Source organism: Streptomyces sp. SD31 (assembly GCF_052068475.1).
Lineage (GTDB): Bacteria > Actinomycetota > Actinomycetes > Streptomycetales > Streptomycetaceae > Streptomyces.
The window spans coordinates 330,534-349,922 of record NZ_JBQHCX010000009.1; the positions used below are offsets into that span (position 1 = coordinate 330,534).

At 70.8% G+C, this 19,389-nt stretch carries 17 protein-coding genes; 11 read left to right on the top strand and 6 right to left on the bottom strand.

Going from position 1 to position 19,389, the window contains the following annotated elements; genetic code table 11:
- Positions 1 to 449 precede the first annotated feature (449 nt).
- Positions 450 to 1,604 (top strand): cystathionine gamma-synthase, encoded by a 1,155-nt coding sequence (locus ACTMVF_RS21590; protein WP_441272712.1) that lies wholly within the window; start codon positions 450 to 452, stop codon positions 1,602 to 1,604.
- 23 nt (positions 1,605 to 1,627) lie between these two features.
- On the opposite strand, the gene ACTMVF_RS21595 is transcribed toward ACTMVF_RS21590, so the two are convergent.
- The 3 genes from ACTMVF_RS21595 to ACTMVF_RS21605 all read right to left on the bottom strand — a co-directional run bounded on the left by ACTMVF_RS21595 (position 1,628) and on the right by ACTMVF_RS21605 (position 3,250).
- Positions 1,628 to 1,876 carry a hypothetical protein gene (locus ACTMVF_RS21595; RefSeq protein ID WP_441272713.1) on the bottom strand — a complete coding sequence of 83 codons (249 nt, stop codon included), beginning with the start codon at positions 1,874 to 1,876 and terminating at the stop codon, positions 1,628 to 1,630.
- A complete protein-coding gene (locus tag ACTMVF_RS21600) occupies positions 1,873 to 2,385 on the bottom strand; it encodes a sigma factor-like helix-turn-helix DNA-binding protein (protein ID WP_441272714.1) in 513 nt (170 codons plus the stop codon). Before ACTMVF_RS21600 ends, ACTMVF_RS21595 begins: the two co-directional genes overlap by 4 nt.
- Positions 2,386 to 2,743: 358 nt before the next feature.
- Positions 2,744 to 3,250 carry a MarR family winged helix-turn-helix transcriptional regulator gene (locus ACTMVF_RS21605; RefSeq protein ID WP_441272813.1) on the bottom strand — a complete coding sequence of 169 codons (507 nt, stop codon included), beginning with the start codon at positions 3,248 to 3,250 and terminating at the stop codon, positions 2,744 to 2,746.
- A gap of 163 nt (positions 3,251 to 3,413) precedes the next feature.
- Between ACTMVF_RS21605 and ilvA the strand changes: the two genes are divergently transcribed.
- The 3 genes from ilvA (at position 3,414) to ACTMVF_RS21620 (ending at position 6,586) form a co-directional block, all read left to right on the top strand.
- The gene (ilvA, locus tag ACTMVF_RS21610; protein ID WP_441272715.1) at positions 3,414 to 4,643 is read left to right on the top strand and encodes a threonine ammonia-lyase; all 1,230 of its coding nucleotides are present in this window, start codon (positions 3,414 to 3,416) and stop codon (positions 4,641 to 4,643) included.
- Between the two features lie 114 nt (positions 4,644 to 4,757).
- Entirely contained in the window at positions 4,758 to 5,735 is a 978-nt protein-coding gene (locus ACTMVF_RS21615) for an ATP-binding cassette domain-containing protein (protein ID WP_441272716.1), read from the top strand.
- Entirely contained in the window at positions 5,732 to 6,586 is an 855-nt protein-coding gene (locus ACTMVF_RS21620) for an ABC transporter permease (protein ID WP_441272717.1), read from the top strand. Before ACTMVF_RS21615 ends, ACTMVF_RS21620 begins: the two co-directional genes overlap by 4 nt.
- A gap of 107 nt (positions 6,587 to 6,693) precedes the next feature.
- On the opposite strand, the gene greA is transcribed toward ACTMVF_RS21620, so the two are convergent.
- Both greA and ACTMVF_RS21630 read right to left on the bottom strand, forming a co-directional pair.
- Positions 6,694 to 7,194: a transcription elongation factor GreA gene (gene greA, locus ACTMVF_RS21625; protein WP_441272718.1), complete on the bottom strand. Its 501-nt coding sequence runs from the start codon at positions 7,192 to 7,194 to the stop codon at positions 6,694 to 6,696.
- Positions 7,195 to 7,485: 291 nt separating this feature from the next.
- Complete coding sequence (locus ACTMVF_RS21630) at positions 7,486 to 7,884, bottom strand: DUF4307 domain-containing protein (RefSeq protein WP_441272719.1); 399 nt, start codon at positions 7,882 to 7,884, stop codon at positions 7,486 to 7,488.
- 146 nt (positions 7,885 to 8,030) lie between these two features.
- Between ACTMVF_RS21630 and mca the strand changes: the two genes are divergently transcribed.
- Positions 8,031 to 8,912 (top strand): mycothiol conjugate amidase Mca, encoded by an 882-nt coding sequence (mca, locus tag ACTMVF_RS21635; protein WP_441272720.1) that lies wholly within the window; start codon positions 8,031 to 8,033, stop codon positions 8,910 to 8,912.
- Positions 8,905 to 9,168, top strand: coding sequence for a hypothetical protein (locus tag ACTMVF_RS21640; protein WP_441272721.1), 264 nt, complete (start codon positions 8,905 to 8,907; stop codon positions 9,166 to 9,168). The genes mca and ACTMVF_RS21640 overlap by 8 nt, the downstream gene beginning before the upstream one ends.
- Positions 9,169 to 9,316: 148 nt before the next feature.
- Here ACTMVF_RS21640 and ACTMVF_RS21645 read toward each other — a convergent pair whose 3' ends face one another.
- Positions 9,317 to 12,553 carry a tetratricopeptide repeat protein gene (locus ACTMVF_RS21645; RefSeq protein WP_441272722.1) on the bottom strand — a complete coding sequence of 1,079 codons (3,237 nt, stop codon included), beginning with the start codon at positions 12,551 to 12,553 and terminating at the stop codon, positions 9,317 to 9,319.
- A gap of 264 nt (positions 12,554 to 12,817) precedes the next feature.
- On the opposite strand from ACTMVF_RS21645, the gene ACTMVF_RS21650 reads away from it, so the two are divergent.
- From ACTMVF_RS21650 to ACTMVF_RS21670, 5 genes are all read left to right on the top strand, one after another.
- Positions 12,818 to 13,012, top strand: a complete 195-nt coding sequence (locus ACTMVF_RS21650) for a hypothetical protein (protein WP_441272723.1) — start codon at positions 12,818 to 12,820, stop codon at positions 13,010 to 13,012.
- A gap of 30 nt (positions 13,013 to 13,042) precedes the next feature.
- Positions 13,043 to 15,076 carry a thioredoxin domain-containing protein gene (locus ACTMVF_RS21655; protein ID WP_441272724.1) on the top strand — a complete coding sequence of 678 codons (2,034 nt, stop codon included), beginning with the start codon at positions 13,043 to 13,045 and terminating at the stop codon, positions 15,074 to 15,076.
- A gap of 191 nt (positions 15,077 to 15,267) precedes the next feature.
- Positions 15,268 to 16,545, top strand: coding sequence for a glycosyltransferase (locus ACTMVF_RS21660; protein WP_441272725.1), 1,278 nt, complete (start codon positions 15,268 to 15,270; stop codon positions 16,543 to 16,545).
- Positions 16,542 to 18,191, top strand: a complete 1,650-nt coding sequence (locus ACTMVF_RS21665; protein ID WP_441272726.1) for an ArnT family glycosyltransferase — start codon at positions 16,542 to 16,544, stop codon at positions 18,189 to 18,191. Before ACTMVF_RS21660 ends, ACTMVF_RS21665 begins: the two co-directional genes overlap by 4 nt.
- Entirely contained in the window at positions 18,188 to 19,378 is a 1,191-nt protein-coding gene (locus tag ACTMVF_RS21670) for a glycosyltransferase (RefSeq protein ID WP_441272727.1), read from the top strand. Before ACTMVF_RS21665 ends, ACTMVF_RS21670 begins: the two co-directional genes overlap by 4 nt.
- Positions 19,379 to 19,389 lie beyond the last annotated feature (11 nt).

The following is a 19,389-nucleotide window of genomic DNA, read 5'->3' on the forward strand; positions in this document are numbered from 1 at the left end:
ACGCGACTGCGGGCCGTCCCGCCCGTGCCGGGGGTCGTTCCGCCCGGGCCGGGGGGCGTTCCGCCCGGGCCCGGGGGGCCGTCTCGCCCCAGCCGCGGGCCGCGCCGCAGCCCTGGGGCATCCCACAGCTCAGCCGCCGACCATCCCGCCCCAGCCCCGTGGGTGCCCCGCCGTCCTAGCCGCGGGCAGTCGTGCCGCTGGGGCGGCACGGGTGGGCGCGGGCGGTGCCCCGTCAGCGCCGGGCTGCGCGACCAACCTCCGCCCAGCTCCCACGCCGGGCGACTCGCAAAGTGAACGGCGCCTGGGACTCGGCCCGGCCGACGCAGTCACCCGGCGCCGGGCAGCTGGCAGTCGGTCTCGGTCTCGGTCTCGGCCTCCGGTTCCGGGCGGCTGCCTGAAAAACCCCGCCGTCCGGCATCCGCCCCGTTCGCGCATTACGCTCGGTGCCCATGAGTGACAGGCACATCAGTCAGCACTTCGAGACCCTGGCGATCCACGCGGGCAACACCGCCGATCCCCTGACCGGCGCCGTCGTCCCGCCGATCTACCAGGTCTCGACCTACAAGCAGGACGGCGTGGGCGGCCTGCGTGGCGGCTACGAGTACAGCCGTAGCGCCAACCCGACCAGGACGGCCCTGGAGGAGAACCTCGCCGCCCTGGAGGGCGGGCGCCGGGGGCTCGCGTTCGCGTCCGGACTGGCGGCCGAGGACTGCCTGTTGCGTACGCTGCTCAGCCCCGGCGACCACGTGGTCATCCCCAACGACGCGTACGGCGGCACGTTCCGGCTGTTCGCGAAGGTCGTCGCGCGGTGGGGGGTCGAGTGGTCGGTCGCCGACACCAGCGATCCGGTTGCCGTGCGGGCCGCCATCACCCCGAAGACCAAGGTCGTGTGGGTGGAGACCCCCTCCAACCCGCTGCTCGGCATCACCGACATCGCCGCCGTCGCCCAGATCGCCCGGGACGCCGGCGCGAAGCTCGTCGTCGACAACACCTTCGCCACGCCGTATCTGCAGCAGCCGCTGTCGTTGGGCGCGGATGTCGTGGTGCACTCCCTGACCAAGTACATGGGCGGTCACTCGGACGTCGTCGGGGGCGCGCTGATCGTCAGCGACTCGGACCTGGGCGACGAACTGGCCTTCCACCAGAACGCGATGGGCGCGGTCGCCGGGCCCTTCGACTCCTGGCTGGTGCTGCGTGGCACCAAGACGCTGTCGGTGCGCATGGACCGGCACAGCGAGAACGCCACGAAGATCGCCGACATGCTCAGCCGGCACGCGCGCGTGACGAGCGTTCTGTACCCGGGGCTGCCCGAGCACCCCGGTCACGAGGTCGCCGCCAAGCAGATGCGAGCGTTCGGCGGCATGGTCTCCTTCCAGGTCGCCGGCGGCGAGGAGGCGGCCGTCGAGGTCTGCAACCGGGCCAAGGTGTTCACCCTCGGGGAGTCCCTGGGCGGAGTGGAGTCGCTCATCGAGCACCCGGGACGCATGACGCACGCGTCCGCGGCCGGCTCGGCCCTGGAGGTACCCGCCGACCTCGTCCGCCTCTCCGTGGGCATCGAGAACGTCGACGACCTCCTGGAGGACCTCCAGCAGGCGCTCGGCTAGTCAGGGGCCTGCGGGAAGGGCCCTCACCAGCCCGTCAGCGGTGGAGTCGTCTCCGACGGCGGCTCCACCCACGGGCGGGCCATCAGCGCCCACACGACGAACGCCACCGTCGCGGCGAACAGCAGCAGCCACATCAGCCGTACGGCGGCCGTCCTGCGGCGCAGCATGCGGCCACCGCGCCGCACGACCTCCGGGTACAGCTCCGGCGGCACCGACGGCGGCGTGCGCTCCATGATCCGCCGTGCGGCCGCCTCACGTTCGGTGCGATTCATGGGGACGCCACCTTCGCTTCGAGCCCGGCCGGTGCCGGCCCGCGCGGCGGATGCAGCAGGGTCGCCGTCGCCCGGTCGCAGAGCGCGTGGACACGCTCCCGGGGCAGGCCGAGCAGGGCCGCCGCCTGTTCCTCGGCGACACCCTCGTACAGTCGCAGGACCAGGATCAGGCGTTCCTGCGGGGAGAGCCGGGCGAGCGGGCTGTCGGGGTGCGGCCGGGAGCGGCCGAGGGAGCCCAGGCCGCCGTACTGATGCCAGGCGGCTCGGGAGAAGCGGGTGGCCAGGTACTCGCGGGCGCGGTCGTACGGGTCCTCGCCGCGCAGCCGGTCCCAGCACGCGTACGTGTGCGCGAGGGACAGCGTCAGCAGGCGCCGCGCGCGCGGGTTGTCGTCCGGCGGCTCCGCGGTGAGCAGCGTGGCGGCATGCAGCAGCCGCCCTGCCGCGCCCGCGACGAACGTCTCGAACTCCCGGGCCCGGCGGGCGTCCTGGTCCGCACGCCGTCGTCCCACCGCCCCTCCCGTCTTGAGCGCCCACCGGTTTCATATGAGGCCAGCGGCGGCCCAGGGTCAAGAGCCGGGAACCGATCACATGAGCACGCACGCGACGAGGCCACACCACCCCAAGCCTCCGCCCAGCGGCTGGGGGCTAGGTCTTGCGGCGCTGACCATCGCTTCTCGGTGCCGGCCCGCTTCATCCAGCCCGTCCGGCGTTTGAGGACGAGGCCCGTGCAGGGCCGAAGCGGGGGTCTGAGGGCCGCAGGCCCCCAGGAGGGCGGGGGCGAAGGGGCGGCAGCTCCTGGGGATGGGACGGGTAGGGGCGGCGGGGGCGAGACAGGATCCGGCACGCGCTGGGCGGGCGCCCCGCCCCTCAGGACGCCGTGGGCGACTCCGCGCCCGTGATCCCCTGCGCCGCCATCCGCGAGGACAGCGCGGTGTTGAAGCGGGTGAGGAGCGTGCAGAACGCCTCGCGCTCCTCCGGGGCCCAGTCGTGTGTGAGCTCGGCCATCAACTGACGCCGCGACGAGCGCACTTCCTCCAGCCGCGACTGCCCGCGCGGGGACAGCTGGAGCACCACGGCCCGGCCGTCCTCGGGGTGCGAGGTGCGCTTGACGAGCCCGGTGTCGACGAGGGGCGCCACCTGCCGGGTGACCGTCGAGGAGTCGATCCCCATGCTCGCGGCGAGCGCCTTCACGCCCATGGGGCCTTCCTTGTCGAGGCGGTTGAGCAGCAGGTATGCGGCTCGGTCCATGGAGTTGCGCACCTGCCCGACCCCACCGAGCCGGGTCTGTTCGGCACGACGGGCGAACACCGCCACCTCATGCTGCAGCGTGTCGAGGAGACCGCTGTCGGCGACGGTCGTCATGTCCATCGACATTTCAGGTGTTGTGGGCATGGCCGGGGGCTCACTTCATGAAGGGGGTGCTGGGTTGGGGGACAGGGTACGCGGCCCGGACGCGGGGTGTACCGGCGCTGCGCAAACACATCTCGGTGCTTGGTCACACCAGGGCGTCGCGCCTGTGAACTGCGAGACTTGAGTCATGAGCTACAGCACGGCTGACTCCTTGCCGCCCGTCACCCTCGACGACGTGCGCGGCGCCCAGAAGATGCTGACGGGCGTGGCACGGGTGACGGCGATGGAGGGCAGCAGGCACCTGTCCCAGCTGGTGGGCGCGCCGGTGCACTTCAAGTGCGAGAACCTCCAGCGGACGGGGTCCTTCAAGCTGCGCGGCGCTTATGTGCGGATCGCCGGGCTGCTGCCGGAGGAGCGGGCGGCGGGGGTCGTGGCCGCGAGCGCCGGCAACCACGCTCAGGGCGTCGCCCTGGCGTCGGCGCTGCTCGGCGTGGGCTCCACGGTGTTCATGCCGAAGGGCGCCCCGCTGCCGAAGATCAGCGCCACCCGGGACTACGGCGCCGAGGTGCGCCTGTACGGCCAGGTGGTCGACGAGACGCTGGCCGCCGCGCAGGAGTACGCGGCCGAGACGGGCGCCGTGTTCATCCACCCCTTCGACCACCCCGACATCATCGCGGGCCAGGGCACGGTCGGCCTGGAGATCCTCGAGCAGTGCCCGGAGGTGCGGACGATCGTCGTCGGCATCGGCGGGGGAGGGCTCGCCGCGGGTATCGCGATGGCGGTGAAGACGCTGCGGCCGGACGTGCGGATCGTGGGTGTGCAGGCGGCGGGCGCGGCGGCGTATCCGCCCTCGCTGGCGGCCGGCCACCCGGTCGCGGTCGACAACCCGGTGACGATGGCCGACGGCATCAAGGTAGGGAGGCCCGGTGACGTGCCGTTCCGGATCATCGGCGACCTGGTGGACGAGGTCCGCACGGTCACCGAGGACGAGCTGGCCACCGCCCTGCTGCTCTGCCTGGAGCGGGCCAAGCTGGTCGTCGAACCGGCCGGGGCGAGCCCGGTCGCGGCACTGCTGAGCGACCCCGGCGCCTTCGAGGGCCCGGTCGTCGCGGTGCTGTCCGGCGGCAACGTCGACCCGGTGCTGCTCCAGCGCGTCCTGCGGCACGGCATGGCCGCGCAGGGCCGCTACCTGGCCGTACGGCTGCGGCTGACTGACCGGCCGGGCGCGCTCGCCACGCTTCTCGGGGTGTTGTCAGTGGTGGACGCTAACGTCCTCGATGTGAGTCACGTACGGACCGACCCACGGCTCGGGCTCACGGAGGCGGAGGTCGAGCTGCACCTGGAGACGAAGGGCACCGCGCACTGCGTCGAGGTCGGCCAGGCCCTGCGCGAGGCGGGCTACACGGTCATCGGCTGAGGTCAGGCCACTCTTCGTCACTCGTTCGAGTAAGTCCATTGAGAGACGCGATACATCGCGTTATGGTGTGTCTGTGTTGCATGGCCAGTAATCCCCAACGACGTGGAGACTCATATGCCAGGCGCCATCTATGCCGAAGGCCTGGTGAAGACCTTCGGTGACGTAAGGGCTCTGGACGGCGTCGACCTCGATGTCCCCGAGGGCACGGTCCTCGGCCTGCTCGGGCCGAACGGCGCGGGCAAGACGACGACCGTCCGCTGTCTGACCACCCTGTTGCGTCCCGACAGCGGCTCGGCGGTCGTCGCGGGCATCGACGTCCTCAAGCATCCCGACGCCGTGCGTCGCTCCATCGGCCTGTCCGGCCAGTTCGCGGCGGTCGACGAGTACCTCACCGGCCGCGAGAACCTGCAGATGGTCGGCCAGCTCTACCAGATGAAGGCGAAGGCGGCGAAGGCCCGCGCGGTCGAACTGCTGGAACAGTTCGACCTCGCCGACGCCGCCGACCGTCCCACGAAGACCTACTCCGGCGGCATGCGCCGCCGCCTCGACCTCGCGGCCGCCCTGGTGGTCTCACCGCCCGTGATGTTCATGGACGAGCCGACGACCGGTCTCGACCCGCGCAACCGTCAGCTGCTGTGGGAGGTCATCAAGCGACTGGTCTCGGGCGGTACGACACTGCTGCTGACCACCCAGTACCTCGAAGAGGCCGATCACCTCGCGCACGAGATCGCGGTGGTCGACCACGGCCATGTCATCGCCACAGGCACCTCCGACCAGCTCAAGGCCCGCACCGGCGGCGAGCGCGTCGAAGTCGTGGTGCACGAGCGCGAGGACATCCAGTCCGCCTCAGAGGTGCTGCGCGGCTTCGGCAAGGGCGACACCACGGTCGAGGACCACATGCGCAAGCTCACCGTCCCCGTGACCGGAGGCGCCAAGCTTCTCGCCGAGATCATCCGCGAGCTCGACACCCGCGGTATCGAGATCGACGACATCGGGCTGCGCCGCCCGACCCTCGACGACGTCTTCCTGTCCCTGACAGGACACGTGGCCGAGGTGAAGGACGAGGCGAACGGCAAGGAGGCCGTCAAGTGAGTGCTCTCGACGCCGTGCGGGTCGCGCCGGCCACGAACCCGGTCAGCCAGTCCGTCCGGGACTCGATGGTCGTCGCGAAACGCAACCTGATCCGCATGTCCCGGATCCCCGAGATGATCATCTACGGGCTCATCCAGCCGATCATGTTCGTGGTGCTGTTCACCTACGTCTTCGGCGGCTCCATGCAGATCGGTGGCAGTACCAGTGCCGTCGACTACAAGAACTTCCTGATGGCGGGCATCTTCGCGCAGACCGTCACCTTCGCCACCGCCAGCTCGGGCGCGGGCATCGCCGACGACATGCACAAGGGGCTCATCGACCGTTTCCGCTCCCTGCCCATGGCCAGGGGTGCGGTGCTCACCGGGCGTACCTTCGCCGACCTCGTCCAGACCGCCCTGACCCTGGTCGTCCTGGCCGTGGTCGCCCTGCTGGTCGGCTGGCGCATCGGGTCGGACGGAAGCACCAACGCGGGCAGGGTGCTGGCGGCCTTCGGACTGCTGCTCCTGCTCGGGTACGCGTTCACCTGGATCGGCGCCCTGATCGGAATGTCCGTCAGTACTCCCGAGGCGGCCACGTCCAGCGGGCTGATCTGGCTCTTCCCAGTCACCTTCATCTCGAACGCGTTCGTGGACACCAGCCATATGACCCCGTGGCTGCGTCACGTCGCCGACTGGAACCCCTTCAGCGCCACGGTCCAGGCCTGCCGCGAGCTCTTCGGCAACCCGGGGGTCTCACCCTCGGACGCCTGGCCCATGCAGCACCCGGTCTGGGCCTCGCTGATCTACTCGGTCCTGATCATCGTGGTCTTCCGCACCCTCGCGGTACGGAAGTACCGCTCGGCGACGGCGTGACGAAACCCTGGGACGAAGTCCCGACGTGACGAAACCCCCGGCGCCACGTGGGCGCCGGGGGCTCGTCAAGGACGTGCCGGGCGGGGTCGGCCGCCGTGCGGTCCGGGTCAGCCGCTGTAGGGCTCGGCCTTCAGGATCTTCACCGAGGCCTTCTTGCCGTTCGGCAGCTCGTATTCCGCGTCCTCGCCGACCTTGTGGCCGATCACGCCGGAACCCAGCGGGGACTGCGGGGAGTACGTCTCGATGTCGGCGCTCGCGTACTCGCGCGAGGCGAGCAGGAAGGTCATCGTGTCGTCTTCGTCACCGTCGAAGGCGATCGTCACGACCATGCCGGGGGCCACCGCACCGTCCGCCGAGGCCGGCGCCTCACCGACCTTGGCGTTCTCCAGGAGCTGGGTCAGCTGGCGCACGCGGAGCTCCTGCTTGCCCTGCTCTTCCTTGGCCGCGTGGTACCCGCCGTTCTCACGCAGGTCGCCCTCCTCGCGCGCAGCCGCGATCTTGGCGGCGATCTCCGTACGCGCAGGACCAGACAGGTACTCCAGCTCGGCCTTGAGCTGGTTGTACGCCTCCTGGGTCAGCCAGGTGACGTTCTCGCTGGTCTGGGTCACAGGTGCTCCTCGTAGGTACTGGGAATACAAAGCATCGCCCTACCCAGAAGGATGTTCCTCCACGGATGGGCGAAACCACGAGCCTAACAATTCAATGCCCGAAGGGGGAGGACATAAGCCATCAGAATCACGTCAACGCAGGTCAGCGCCTATGGATTCCGGGCGAATCCGGTCGGTGTCGACCAGTGGCGGTCGATTCCGGTCGCGGTTCGATCGCGGGTCGGTCGCGGATCCGTCGGGGGCCGTCGCGGGTCCGAAGGCAGGGTCAGTCGGCGGGGTCAGTCGGCAGGGTCAGTCGGCGTGGCAGCCGAGCAGCTCGGCCGTCGTCCCCTGGGACGTCGTACGGAGCGTGACGACCTTGTCGATCCGGGTGGCGTCGCCCTCGAAGCGGAAGTCGGCCCGGCCGACCTCGGCGCCGCTCTCCGCCTGGGAGCGCAGCGTGCAGTACCCGGAGGCACCGGCGTCCTTGCGGACCTCCAGGTGGACCTTCACCGCGTCCTTGCCGGCGTCGAACTCGATCACCTCGGCGCTGATCTTGTTCTGGCCGACGTAGTGGTAGCCGAAGTAGCCGACCAGCGCCAGCAGGGCCACCCCGAGGGCGGCGCCGACGACCTTGAGCGTCCGGTCGGAGCGCGCGTCCGAGGAGCGGCCGTAGCGGCCCTCGGGCAGCCGCGTGCTCGCCGTGCTCATGATCGTCCTCTCGGCAGGGGCGGGACGGATCTCCCAAAAGGGGCCTGCGGGCCGTACCCCGGAATTATCCGCCCCCCGATTCGGTCACTATAGAAGCCGCCGATCGCACCGGTTCACACCGGGCGCCGACTTATGAGGATTGAGTCTTGACTGACCAGTTGCGACTGATGGCCGTCCACGCCCACCCCGACGACGAGTCGAGCAAGGGCGCGGCCACCATGGCGAAGTACGTGTCCGAGGGGGTGGACGTGCTGGTCGTGACCTGCACGGGCGGGGAGCGCGGCTCCATCCTCAATCCCAAGCTGCGGGGCGACAAGTACATCGAGGAGCACATCCACGAGGTACGCAAGAAGGAGATGGACGAGGCCCGCGAGATCCTCGGGGTCAAGCAGGAGTGGCTCGGCTTCGTCGACTCCGGCCTGCCCGAGGGCGACCCGCTGCCCCCGCTCCCGGAGGGCTGTTTCGCCCTGGAGGACGTCGACAAGGCGGCCGGCGAGCTGGTGAAGCAGATCCGCTCGTTCCGGCCCCAGGTGATCACCACCTATGACGAGAACGGCGGCTACCCGCACCCCGACCACATCATGACCCACAAGATCTCGATGGTGGCGTTCGAGGGCGCGGCGGACACCGAGAAGTACCCGGAGGCGGAGTTCGGGCCCGCCTACCAGCCGCTCAAGCTCTACTACAACCAGGGCTTCAACCGCCCGCGCACCCAGGCGCTGCACGACGCGATGATCGCGCGCGGCCTGGAGTCGCCGTACGGGGACTGGCTCAAGCGCTGGGACGAGTTCCAGCGCGACGAGCGCACCCTCACCACACACGTCCCGTGCGCCGACTTCTACGAGATCCGCGACAAGGCCCTGATCGCGCACGCCACCCAGATCGACCCGGACGGCGGCTGGTTCCGCGTGCCGATGGAGCTCCAGAAGGAGGTCTGGCCGACGGAGGAGTACGAGCTGGCGAAGTCCCTCGTCGATACCTCCCTCCCCGAGGACGACCTCTTTGCGGGCATCCGCGACAATGCCTGACATGAGCGCAAGCGCAAGCCTGGCAATGACACACCTCACCACCCTCGCCAAGGAGGTGGACGAGGACAAGGTCACCCCCGGCGTCCTCGGCTTCATCGTCTTCGCGGTGATGGCGTTGGCGGTGTGGGGCCTGATGAAGTCCATGAACCGCCACATGAGCAAGGTCGACTTCAAAGAGGCCCCGGACCCGAAGGCGGACGCCGGGAACGCCGGGAACGCCCAGGACACCACGGCCTCCCGCACGGCGAAGCCGTAGCAGGGCCGACCGGGCGGGTGCACGTACGCCGCACCCGCCGTTGAGCACGGGCGGCGTCCTCGCCGGTACGGTCCGTCACCCACAGGTGTGACGGACCGTACAGTCGTACTGTGCGCGGGCCCGCGCCCGACGCCGACGGTCCGTGCGTCTACGCCCCGGCCGCGACGCCCACCCCCATCACCTCCCGCGCATGACGGTTGGGCACCATGCCGAGCCGCCAGGCCTGCCACCCGTCCTCCAGGTTCACCCCGCGCTCCAGCAGGAGCAGATACGCCTCGACGTAGTCGCTGAGCTTGCCGTCCCGCAGCGCATGCCCGTCGCGCCCCAGCTGGGCCAGCTCCTCCTGCGCCACGGCCGTCCCGACCTCGACACCGCCCGGCGCCGCGTACGGCAGCAGCGTGCAGCGCAGGAAGCGGGCCCAGTCCTCGCCCCTGCGGTCGCCGTAGGACACGAACAGACCGACCGCGTCCTCGCACAGGGTCAGCGCCTGCTGCGTACGGGCGTTCCCGGCGTCCACCACCGCAAGCTCTAGGCACGTCCATGCCTCGCCGTGGGCCACGCCGATGCGCTGGAAGTCGGCGCGGGCGTCGACCAGGAGCTGGCGCGCGAAACCGGAGTTGCGCAGGGAACCCGTCTGGGCCGCCCGCTGGTCCCGTGTCACCCGCGCCGAGTGGTGCCGGGCGCACGCCAGGCCGTACACGTCCCGCATACGGGAGAACATCGTGCGTGAACGTTCCAGCTCCCGTACCGCGAGGTCCAGGTTGCCCGTCTCCTCCAGGGACTGGCCCAGGTAGTAGACGGACCACGCCTCGCCGCGCGCGTCCTCGTTGTCGCGGTGGCGCGAGGCCGCCCGGCGCAGGGCGTCCACCGCCGCCGACGGGTCGCCGGCGACCAGGCGGGCGCGGGCGAGCTGGGTCATCGCCCAGGCCTCGCCCCGGGCGTCGCGGGTACGGCCGTACAGGTCCAGGGCTGTCCGCAGCTCCGACTCCGCGCGCGGTACGTCGCCCATGCGCAGGCCCAGTTGGCCGAGCTGGAAGTGGGCCCAGGCCTCGCCGTGGATCGACTCGCCGGCGCGGTGCAGGGCGAGGGAGCCCGTCAGGAGCTCCAGGGACTCGGAGATGCGGCCGCGGTCCCGTTCCACCGCCGCCAGCGCGTGCATCGTCCAGGCGCGGTCCGTCGCCAGGGCCGGGGCCGACTGCAGGTTCAGGGCCTCGCGGAGCTTGGCCGCCGCCTCAGTCAGGTTGCCCTGGTGGTGGAGGGTGATGCCGAGGGAGCACAGGGCCCGGGCGGCGCCCGCGTCGTGATGCGCCTCCATGTAGAGGTCGACCACCGAGGTCAGGGTCGTGCGGGCCTTGTCGAGTTCGCCGAGCTGGCGGGCCGCGATGCCCGTACGCCACTGCACCGAGCGCACCAGCAGGCCCTGGTCCCCCTCCTCCACTCCCGACTTCGCTCGAGCGGGCGGACCCCCACGCGCCAGCTCGCTGATCTCGCCCAGCCGGTAGAGGTCGCCGCGCAGCAGGCAGTAGTCGCACAGCGCGCCCAGCAGGTTCAGGACCGCCGCCTGGTCCACATCCTCCGTGTGCCGCAGGGCTGCCGTGATGAAGCTCGACTCGTCGTCCAGCCAGCGCAGCGCGTCGTCCAGCGAGGTGAAGCCGTGCGGGCTGAAGCGGTCCGAGCGGGTCGACATGTTGCCGTCGACCAGGCGAAGGACGGAGTCGGCGAGGTCGGCGTAGTTCACGATCAGCCGCTCCTGCGCCGCCGTACGCTCCGCCGGCTCCTCCTCGTCGAGGAGGCGGGCGTGAGCGAAGGCGCGGACCAGGTCGTGCAGGCGGTAGCGGTTGCCGCGGACGTGGTCGATCAGGCCCGCCTCGGCCAGGGCCACCAGGTGGCGGGTCGCCTCCGCCTCGTCCGTGGCCAGCAGCGCCGCCGCCGCTGCCGCGCCCAGCGAGGCCCGGCCCGCCAGCGCGAGCCGGCGCAGCAGGCGTCTCGCCGGCTCCGACTGGTCGGTGTAGCGCAGCCACAGCACCCGCTCGATCGGCTCCACCGGGCCGTACGCCCCCAGGTCCGTCGCCAGCGTGCGCGGTGAACGCGGCCCCAGTGCCGAGCCCGCGATGCGCAGCGCCAGCGGCAACCCCCCGCACAACTCCCTTATCCGGTCCGCGGATTCGGCGTCGTAGGGACCCGAGGAGTCCTGCGCCGCCACGCTCAGCAGCTCCTCCGCGCCGGCCGCGTCCAGCGACTCCACCGGCAGTTGGTGCACCCGGGCGGCGAGATCCGCGGGCAGGTCGAGAGGCTCGCGTGCGGTGACCAGGACCAGGCTGTCGCAGCGCTCGGGGACGAGGGTGCGGACCTGCTCCGGGTCCGAGGCGTCGTCCAGTACGACGGTGACCGGGAGGCCCGTGAGGTGCTGGTGGTAGAGCTCACTCAGCCGCTTGACCTGCTGCTCCGGCGAGGACCGCTCGCGGAACAGCAGCTGCTCGCGCGGGGCGCCCAGCCGGTTCAGCAGATGCAGCAGCGCGTCCCGGGTGGGCAGCGGTGGCTCCTCCGCGGTGTCGCCGCGCAGGTCCACCACGCACGCGCCGCGGAACTGGTCCTTCAGGTCATGGGCCGCGCGGACCGCCAATGCCGTACGACCACTGCCGGGCGCCCCGTGCAGGACCACGACCGTCGGCTTCGTCTCCGTACTCGCCCGCGCCGCCTGCACCCACTGCCGGATGCGGGCCATCTCCTGTCTGCGGCCCGCGAACGGACCGATCGGCTCCGGGAGCTGGCCGAACGACTGCGCCAGCACGCTCCGGCCGCGGGCCGCCGCGCTCTTGTCCGCGCCCTTCAGCCGCGGCCCCGTCTTCTTCGGGCCGGTGGACGCGCTCAGCACCCGCTGCTGGTCGAGGAAGGGACGGATGCCCCGTACCTCCAGCGCCGTCAGCCACTGCAGCCGCAGCTGTTCCGGCCCGCCGGGCTGGCCCACGGCGCCCGCGCGGTGGTGCGCGGCCGGCAGATGCGTGCCGGCCACCTTCACGACCGTCGCCGCCGCCCCCACGACACCGACGGTCACGCCCGCGCCCACCGCGGTGCCCGTGCCCGTGCCGAGCGCCAGGTCGGTGACGACGGCCGCGAGCGCCGCGACGCCCGCCACCATCAGCGGCGTACCGCCGCCCTCCCGCGCGAACCGCTGCCCGAACGTCAGCCGGCCGGCCTCCGCCTCGTCCAGTGCGCGGGTGTACGCCTCGTACTCCTCGGCCGCCGCCTGCGCGATGGAGTCCAGTTCCCCGCGCGCCCGTGACAGCAGCACCTGCCCATCGGCGCGCCCGCCCGAGCGCCGCACTTCCTCCTCCACGGCCCGAGCCAACAGCCGCTCGGCATCCGCCCGATGACTGTCCCGCATGTCACGTCCCCCTCCGGCGGCTACGGCTTTCCCTGGTGCCTTCCCGGTTTTCCGTTGGTCAAGTGTGCTGCGCCAGGGGCATCGGGGCGAGAGGGCGAGCGGACTGCGAGCACCGCGTGCGTCCGGGAGTTGGAGGGCATGGGCGGGAAGGGAGGGTGTGGCTGTCGTGATCGCGGACACGCCAGGGCAGGACGGGGGAGCACATGAGTTGGACGGACAACGGGCCGGCGGGGCCGCCGCAGGGTCCGCAGAATCCGCGTCCTCGTGAGCGACCCGGGTTCGTCGGACGACATGACCGCACCGGTCGTCATGACCGCCGACGCGAGAGCAGGGACCTCACGGTCAGCACGACCGGGGGCGAACGAGGGCCGTACGGCCCATCTGAGCGTCGTCTCCGCACCCCACGGCCGCGGCATCGCGAAGTTCAAGGTCACCGTCTGGGAGACGCCTGCCGCGTGACGGACCGGGTACTGCGGCAGGATGGACCCCATGCCGAACCGACTGGCTCACGAGACGTCCCCCTACCTGCTCCAGCACGCGGACAACCCCGTCGACTGGTGGCCGTGGTCGGCCGAGGCCTTCGAGGAGGCGCGCAAGAGCGGTAAACCGGTCCTGCTCAGCGTCGGCTACAGCAGTTGTCACTGGTGTCACGTGATGGCCCACGAGTCCTTCGAGGACCAGGAGACTGCCGACTACCTCAACGCCCACTTCATCAGCGTCAAGGTCGACCGCGAGGAACGCCCCGACGTGGACGCCGTCTACATGGAGGCCGTCCAGGCGGCCACCGGCCAGGGCGGCTGGCCCATGACCGTCTTCCTCACGCCCGATGCCGAGCCCTTCTACTTCGGCACCTACTTCCCGCCCGCCCCCCGGCACGGCATGCCGTCCTTCCGGCAGGTGCTGGAGGGCGTCCACAGTGCCTGGACCGACCGGCGGGACGAGGTCGCCGAGGTCGCCGGGAAGATCGTGCGGGATCTCGCCGGACGGGAGATCTCCTACGGCGGCACCGAGGCACCCGGTGAGGAGGAGCTCGCGCAGGCGCTGCTCGGGCTCACCCGGGAGTACGACCCGCAGCGGGGCGGGTTCGGGGGCGCGCCCAAGTTCCCGCCGTCCATGGTGATCGAGTTCCTGTTGCGGCACCATGCGCGGACGGGGGCCGAGGGCGCGCTGCAGATGGCCCAGGACACCTGTGAGCGGATGGCCCGCGGCGGGATCTACGACCAGCTCGGCGGCGGGTTCGCGCGCTACTCCGTCGACCGCGACTGGATCGTGCCGCACTTCGAGAAGATGCTGTACGACAACGCCCTGCTGTGCCGGGTGTACGCCCACCTGTGGCGGGCCACCGGGTCCGAGCTCGCCCGCCGGGTCGCCCTGGAGACCGCCGACTTCATGGTGCGCGAACTCCGTACCGACCAGGGCGGGTTCGCCTCCGCGCTCGACGCCGACAGCGACGACGGGACCGGCAAGCACGTCGAGGGCGCGTACTACGTGTGGACTCCGCAGCAGCTGCGCGAGGTGCTCGGCGACGACGACGCCGAACTCGCCGTTCACTACTTCGGCGTCACCGAGGAAGGCACGTTCGAGCACGGCTCCTCCGTCCTCCAACTTCCTCAGCAGGAGGGCGTGTTCGACGCCGAGAGGATCGCCTCCGTGAAGGAGCGCCTGCTCGCCGCGCGGGCCGACCGCCCCGCCCCCGGGCGTGACGACAAGATCGTCGCCGCCTGGAACGGCCTCGCGATCGCCGCCCTCGCCGAGACCGGCGCCTACTTCGACCGCCCCGATCTCGTGGACGCCGCCCTCGGCGCCGCCGACCTCCTCGTACGGCTGCATCTGGACGACCACGCCCGCCTCGCCCGCACCAGCAAGGACGGCAAGGCCGGCGCCAACGCGGGTGTGCTGGAGGACTACGGCGACGTCGCCGAGGGCTTCCTCGCGCTCGCCTCCGTCACCGGTGAGGGCGTGTGGCTGGACTTCGCCGGGTTCCTGCTCGACCACGTCCTGGCCCGCTTCGCCGACGAGGAGTCCGGCGCCCTCTACGACACGGCCGCCGACGCCGAGCAGCTGATCCGCCGCCCCCAGGACCCCACCGACAACGCCGCCCCCTCCGGCTGGAGCGCCGCGGCCGGCGCCCTGCTGAGCTACGCCGCGCAGACCGGTGCCGAACCCCACCGCGTCGCCGCGGAGAAGGCGCTGGGCGTCGTCAAGGCCCTCGGCCCGCGCGTCCCGCGCTTCATCGGCTGGGGGCTCGCCGTAGCCGAGGCCAACCTCGACGGGCCGCGTGAGGTCGCGGTCGTAGGACCGGCGATGGACGAGCCCGCCACAAAGGCCCTGCACCGCACGGCTCTTCTGGGCACGGCCCCGGGTGCGGTCGTGGCCGTGGGAACTCCGGAGAGTGGCGAGTTCCCGCTCCTCGTCGACCGTCCACTGCAGCAGGGTCAACCCGCTGCTTACGTCTGCCGTAACTTCACGTGCGACGCCCCGACCACCGATCCGGACCGGTTGCGAACAGCGCTGAGCAGCTGAAACGGCGGTGTGCACGGGGCAGTTACGCAAGCCGTGTTCGAATTGTTCACTCTCGGGGCTCGTTGTGATGAAACGAGCTCTTCATCCAAACCGCCTGCGGACTTCACAGATCCCCCCTAATGTCTACACAGTTCCGCGACAGATGTGACGTGCTGTCGCGGCAGGGGGCATTGGGGATCTGGGGGGATCTGTTGCTGACGTCTGTCTTTATAGCCGTCGTCTCGCTGGCCTTGTTCTGGATGGCGGCTTTCACCTTGTGGTGGCAGATGCACGCGTGGCGTACGCCCGAGGTGCTCGCCTCCACCCGGTTCAGCAGACCGGACGGCGGCGAGCATGTGTCGTTCTCGCTGCTGTTGCCGGCCCGGCACGAACAGGCCGTGCTGGATCACACCATCCAGCGGCTGCTGGAGTCCACACACACCGACTTCGAGATCATCGTCATCGTCGGGCACGACGATCCGGAGACCACGGAGGTCGCCGAGCGGGCCGCCGCTCGCGATCCACGGGTGCGGGTCGTCGTCGACACCCACGAGAAGAAGAACAAGCCGAAGGCCATGAACACGGCGCTGCCGCACTGCCGCGGCGACGTCGTCGGGGTCTTCGACGCCGAGGACCAGGTCCACCCGGAGCTCCTCGCCCATGTCGACCACGCGTTCCGGACGACGAAGGCGGACGTGGTCCAGGGCGGCGTCCAGCTGATCAATTTCCACTCCAGCTGGTACAGCCTGCGCAACTGCCTGGAGTACTTCTTCTGGTTCCGGTCGCGGCTGCACCTGCACGCGCAGAAGGGGTTCATCCCGCTCGGCGGCAACACCGTCTTCGTACGGACGGACGTGCTCAGGGAAGCCGACGGCTGGGACCCGAACTGCCTCGCGGAGGACTGCGACCTGGGCGTCCGGCTCTCCAGCGTCGGCAAGAAGGTCGTCGTCGCCTACGACTCCGACATGGTGACCAAGGAGGAGACGCCCGGCAGCCTGATGTCGCTGCTGAAGCAGCGCACCCGCTGGAACCAGGGCTTCCTCCAGGTCTACCGGAAGAAGGACTGGAAGCAACTGCCCACCTTCGGGCAGCGGTTGCTCGCCCGGTACACGCTCATGACGCCGTTCATGCAGGCCTTCACCGGGCTCATCATCCCGCTCAACATCGCGATCGCGGTGTTCCTCGACGTGTCCGTGACCATCGCCTTCATCACCTTCCTGCCGGCCGTCACCGCGCTCGTCACCTTCGTCTTCGAGGTCGTCGGACTGCACGACTTCGGCAAGCAGTACGGACTGCGCGTCCGCTTCGTCCACTACCTGAAGCTCATCGTGGGCGGCCCCTTCTACCAGGTGCTCCTCGCCGGGGCCGCCGTCCGCGCCGTATGGCGTGAGCAGCGCGGCCGGAACGACTGGGAGCTGACCACCCACGTCGGCGCGCATCTCGCCACCGCCGAAGTGACCCGTGACCTCCGAGAGGACGTCCCTGCGTGACCTCCACCCTCCCCGCGGTGACCACTCCGAAGGTCCCCGCGCAGAGACAACCTGTCCCTGAAACGCGTTCGACCGGTCGAACGGACCCGCCGAACCGCCTCCGCTCCTCCCGCCCCGACCTGATCTCGTGCGGCGTCCTCCTGGTCGCGATCCTCGTCGTGCAGGGCTGGAACATCGCCGACTACCCCACCCTCAGCGACGACGAGGGCACCTACCTCGCCCAGGCCTGGGCGGTCCAGGAGGGCCGGGGTCTGGCCCACTACACGTACTGGTACGACCATCCGCCCCTCGGCTGGATCCAGATAGCCCTGCTGACCTGGATACCGGCCGCGCTCAGCCCCGAGTCGATGACCGTCGGCACCATGCGCGCCGCGATGCTCGTCATCAGCGCGGTCAGCGCGGTCCTCGTCTACGTGCTCGGGCGGCGGCTGTCCCTGCCGCGCTGGGCGGCCGGGCTCGGCATGGTCCTGTTCGGCCTTTCGCCCCTGTCGGTCGTCCTGCAGCGGGAGATCTTCCTCGACAACCTCGCGGTGATGTGGACGCTCCTCGCGTTCGCCCTCGCCGCCTCCCCGAGCCGCCACCTCTGGCACCACTTCGGCGCCGGGATCGCGGCCGCGACGGCCGTACTGACCAAGGAGACGATGCTCTTCGTCCTCCCGGCGGTCTTCGTCACCATGTGGCGGCACAGCCATCGCGACACCCGCAAGTTCGCCCTCACCGGAGCCGTCACGGCCTGCGCGCTGATCGGCCTCTCGTACCCCCTGTTCGCCCTGCTGAAGGGCGAGTTGTTCCCCGGCAGCGGGCACGTCTCGCTCTGGGACGGCATCACGTACCAGATGACCAGGCCCGGTTCGGGCTTCATCCTCGACCGGGGCTCCGGGTCCTACGGCGTCCTGCAGTCCTGGCTCTACTACGACCGCGTCCTCATCCTCGGCGGCCTCGCGGGCGGCCTGCTGCTCCTGGCCACCTGGCGCTGGTCGGTCACGGCCCGGTCGCTGGCGGGACCGTCGTTCGCGGTGGTGATCCTCGCCCTGGTGGCCATGCGCCCGGGCGGCTACCTGCCCGCCATGTACGTCATCCAGGCGCTGCCCTTCCTGGCCCTCGTCCTCGCCGGAGGAACGGCCTCCGTCGCCCACGCCGTACTGCGGCGATGGCGCTCCGAGGCCGAGAACCGATACGTCACCGGCGGGCGGTACGCCCTCGCGGCCGTGCTCGCGGTCGCCGCCGGCGCCTATGTCGTCCCGCGCTGGTACGACGGCGACCGCACCGCCGTCACCGCCGACGCCAACGCGCCCTACCAGGCCGCCTCGAAATGGCTGGCGACGGAGGTGGAGGACCCGAAGGACACCCGGGTGCTCGTCGACGACGCGCTGTGGCTGGACCTGGTGCACGCCGGGTACCGGCCCGGGCTCGGTGCCATCTGGTTCTACAAGGCCGACCTCGACCCTGCCGTGACGAAGACGATGCCGCGCGGCTGGAAGGACCTCGACTACGTCGTCGCCTCCCCGACGGTACGGCGGGACGCGGTGGACCTGCCCAACGTCAAGGCGGCGATGGAGCACTCGGTGGCGGTCGCCGTGTTCGGCCGCGGCGAGGACCGCATCGAGATCCGCCAGATCCAGACAGCCTCCGGAGGCGTTCGATGAGCCAGGATTACACCGCCCCCGAGGAGCTGGGCGATCCGATCGTGGAGGTCGCCGAGGTGGCCGAGGTGGCCGAGCCGGGCGCCGTCACCATCGTCGTACCGACCTTCAACGAGTCCGCGAACGTACGGCAGTTGCTGCACCGGATCACCGAATCCGTGCCGTCCCGGCTGCCCTGCGAGGTCGTCTTCGTGGACGACTCCACCGACGACACCCCGCAGGTCATCAAGGAGGCCGCGCAGGACTGCCCGTTCCCCGTCACCGTCATCCACCGCGACGAACCCGTCGGCGGGCTCGGCGGCGCGGTCGTCGAGGGGATGAAGGCCGCCGGGTCGGACTGGATCGTGGTCATGGACGGCGACTGCCAGCATCCGCCCTCCCTGGTCCCGGAGTTGGTCGCCACCGGCGAGCGGGCGAACGCGGGGCTCGTCGTCGCCTCCCGGTACATCAAGGGCGGCAGCCGGGCCGGGCTCGCGGGCAGCTACCGCGTGGCCGTGTCACGTGGCGCGACCTGGCTGACCAAGTCCCTGTTCCCGCGCCGGCTGCACGGCATCAGCGACCCGATGAGCGGCTTCTTCGCCATCCGCCGCAGCGACATCACCGCGCAGGCGCTCAAGCCCCTCGGCTACAAGATCCTGCTGGAGCTGGCTGTACGGAGCCGCCCGCGCGCGGTCACCGAAGTGCCGTTCGTCTTCCAGGAGCGGTTCGCGGGGGAGTCCAAGTCCACGGCGGCGGAGGGGCGCCGCTTCCTGCGGCACCTCGCCGGGCTGCGTACGGCCGATCCGCTGGCCCGGATGGTGGTGTTCGGGCTGATCGGGCTGACCGGGTTCGTGCCGAACCTGGCCGCGCTGTGGGCGTTGACGCAGGCGGGGCTGCACTACCTCCCCGCGGAGATCGTCGCCAACCAGTTCGGCGTGGCCTGGAACTTCCTGCTCATCGAGAAGCTGCTGTTCCGCGACCGCCGCCGGCACCGCCACTGGGCCGACCGCACCGCACGGTTCGCGCTGCTCGCCAACGCCGACCTCGTGCTGCGCATCCCGCTGATCGCGCTGCTCGTCGGCCAGTTCGGGCTGGCCGTGCTGCCGGCCACCGCGCTGGCCCTGGTCATCACCTTCGTCCTGCGCTTCGCCGGTACCGAGGCGCTGGTCTATCTGCCACGCAGGAGCCGCACAGCAAGGAGTACAGCGTGAGATCCAGCCGT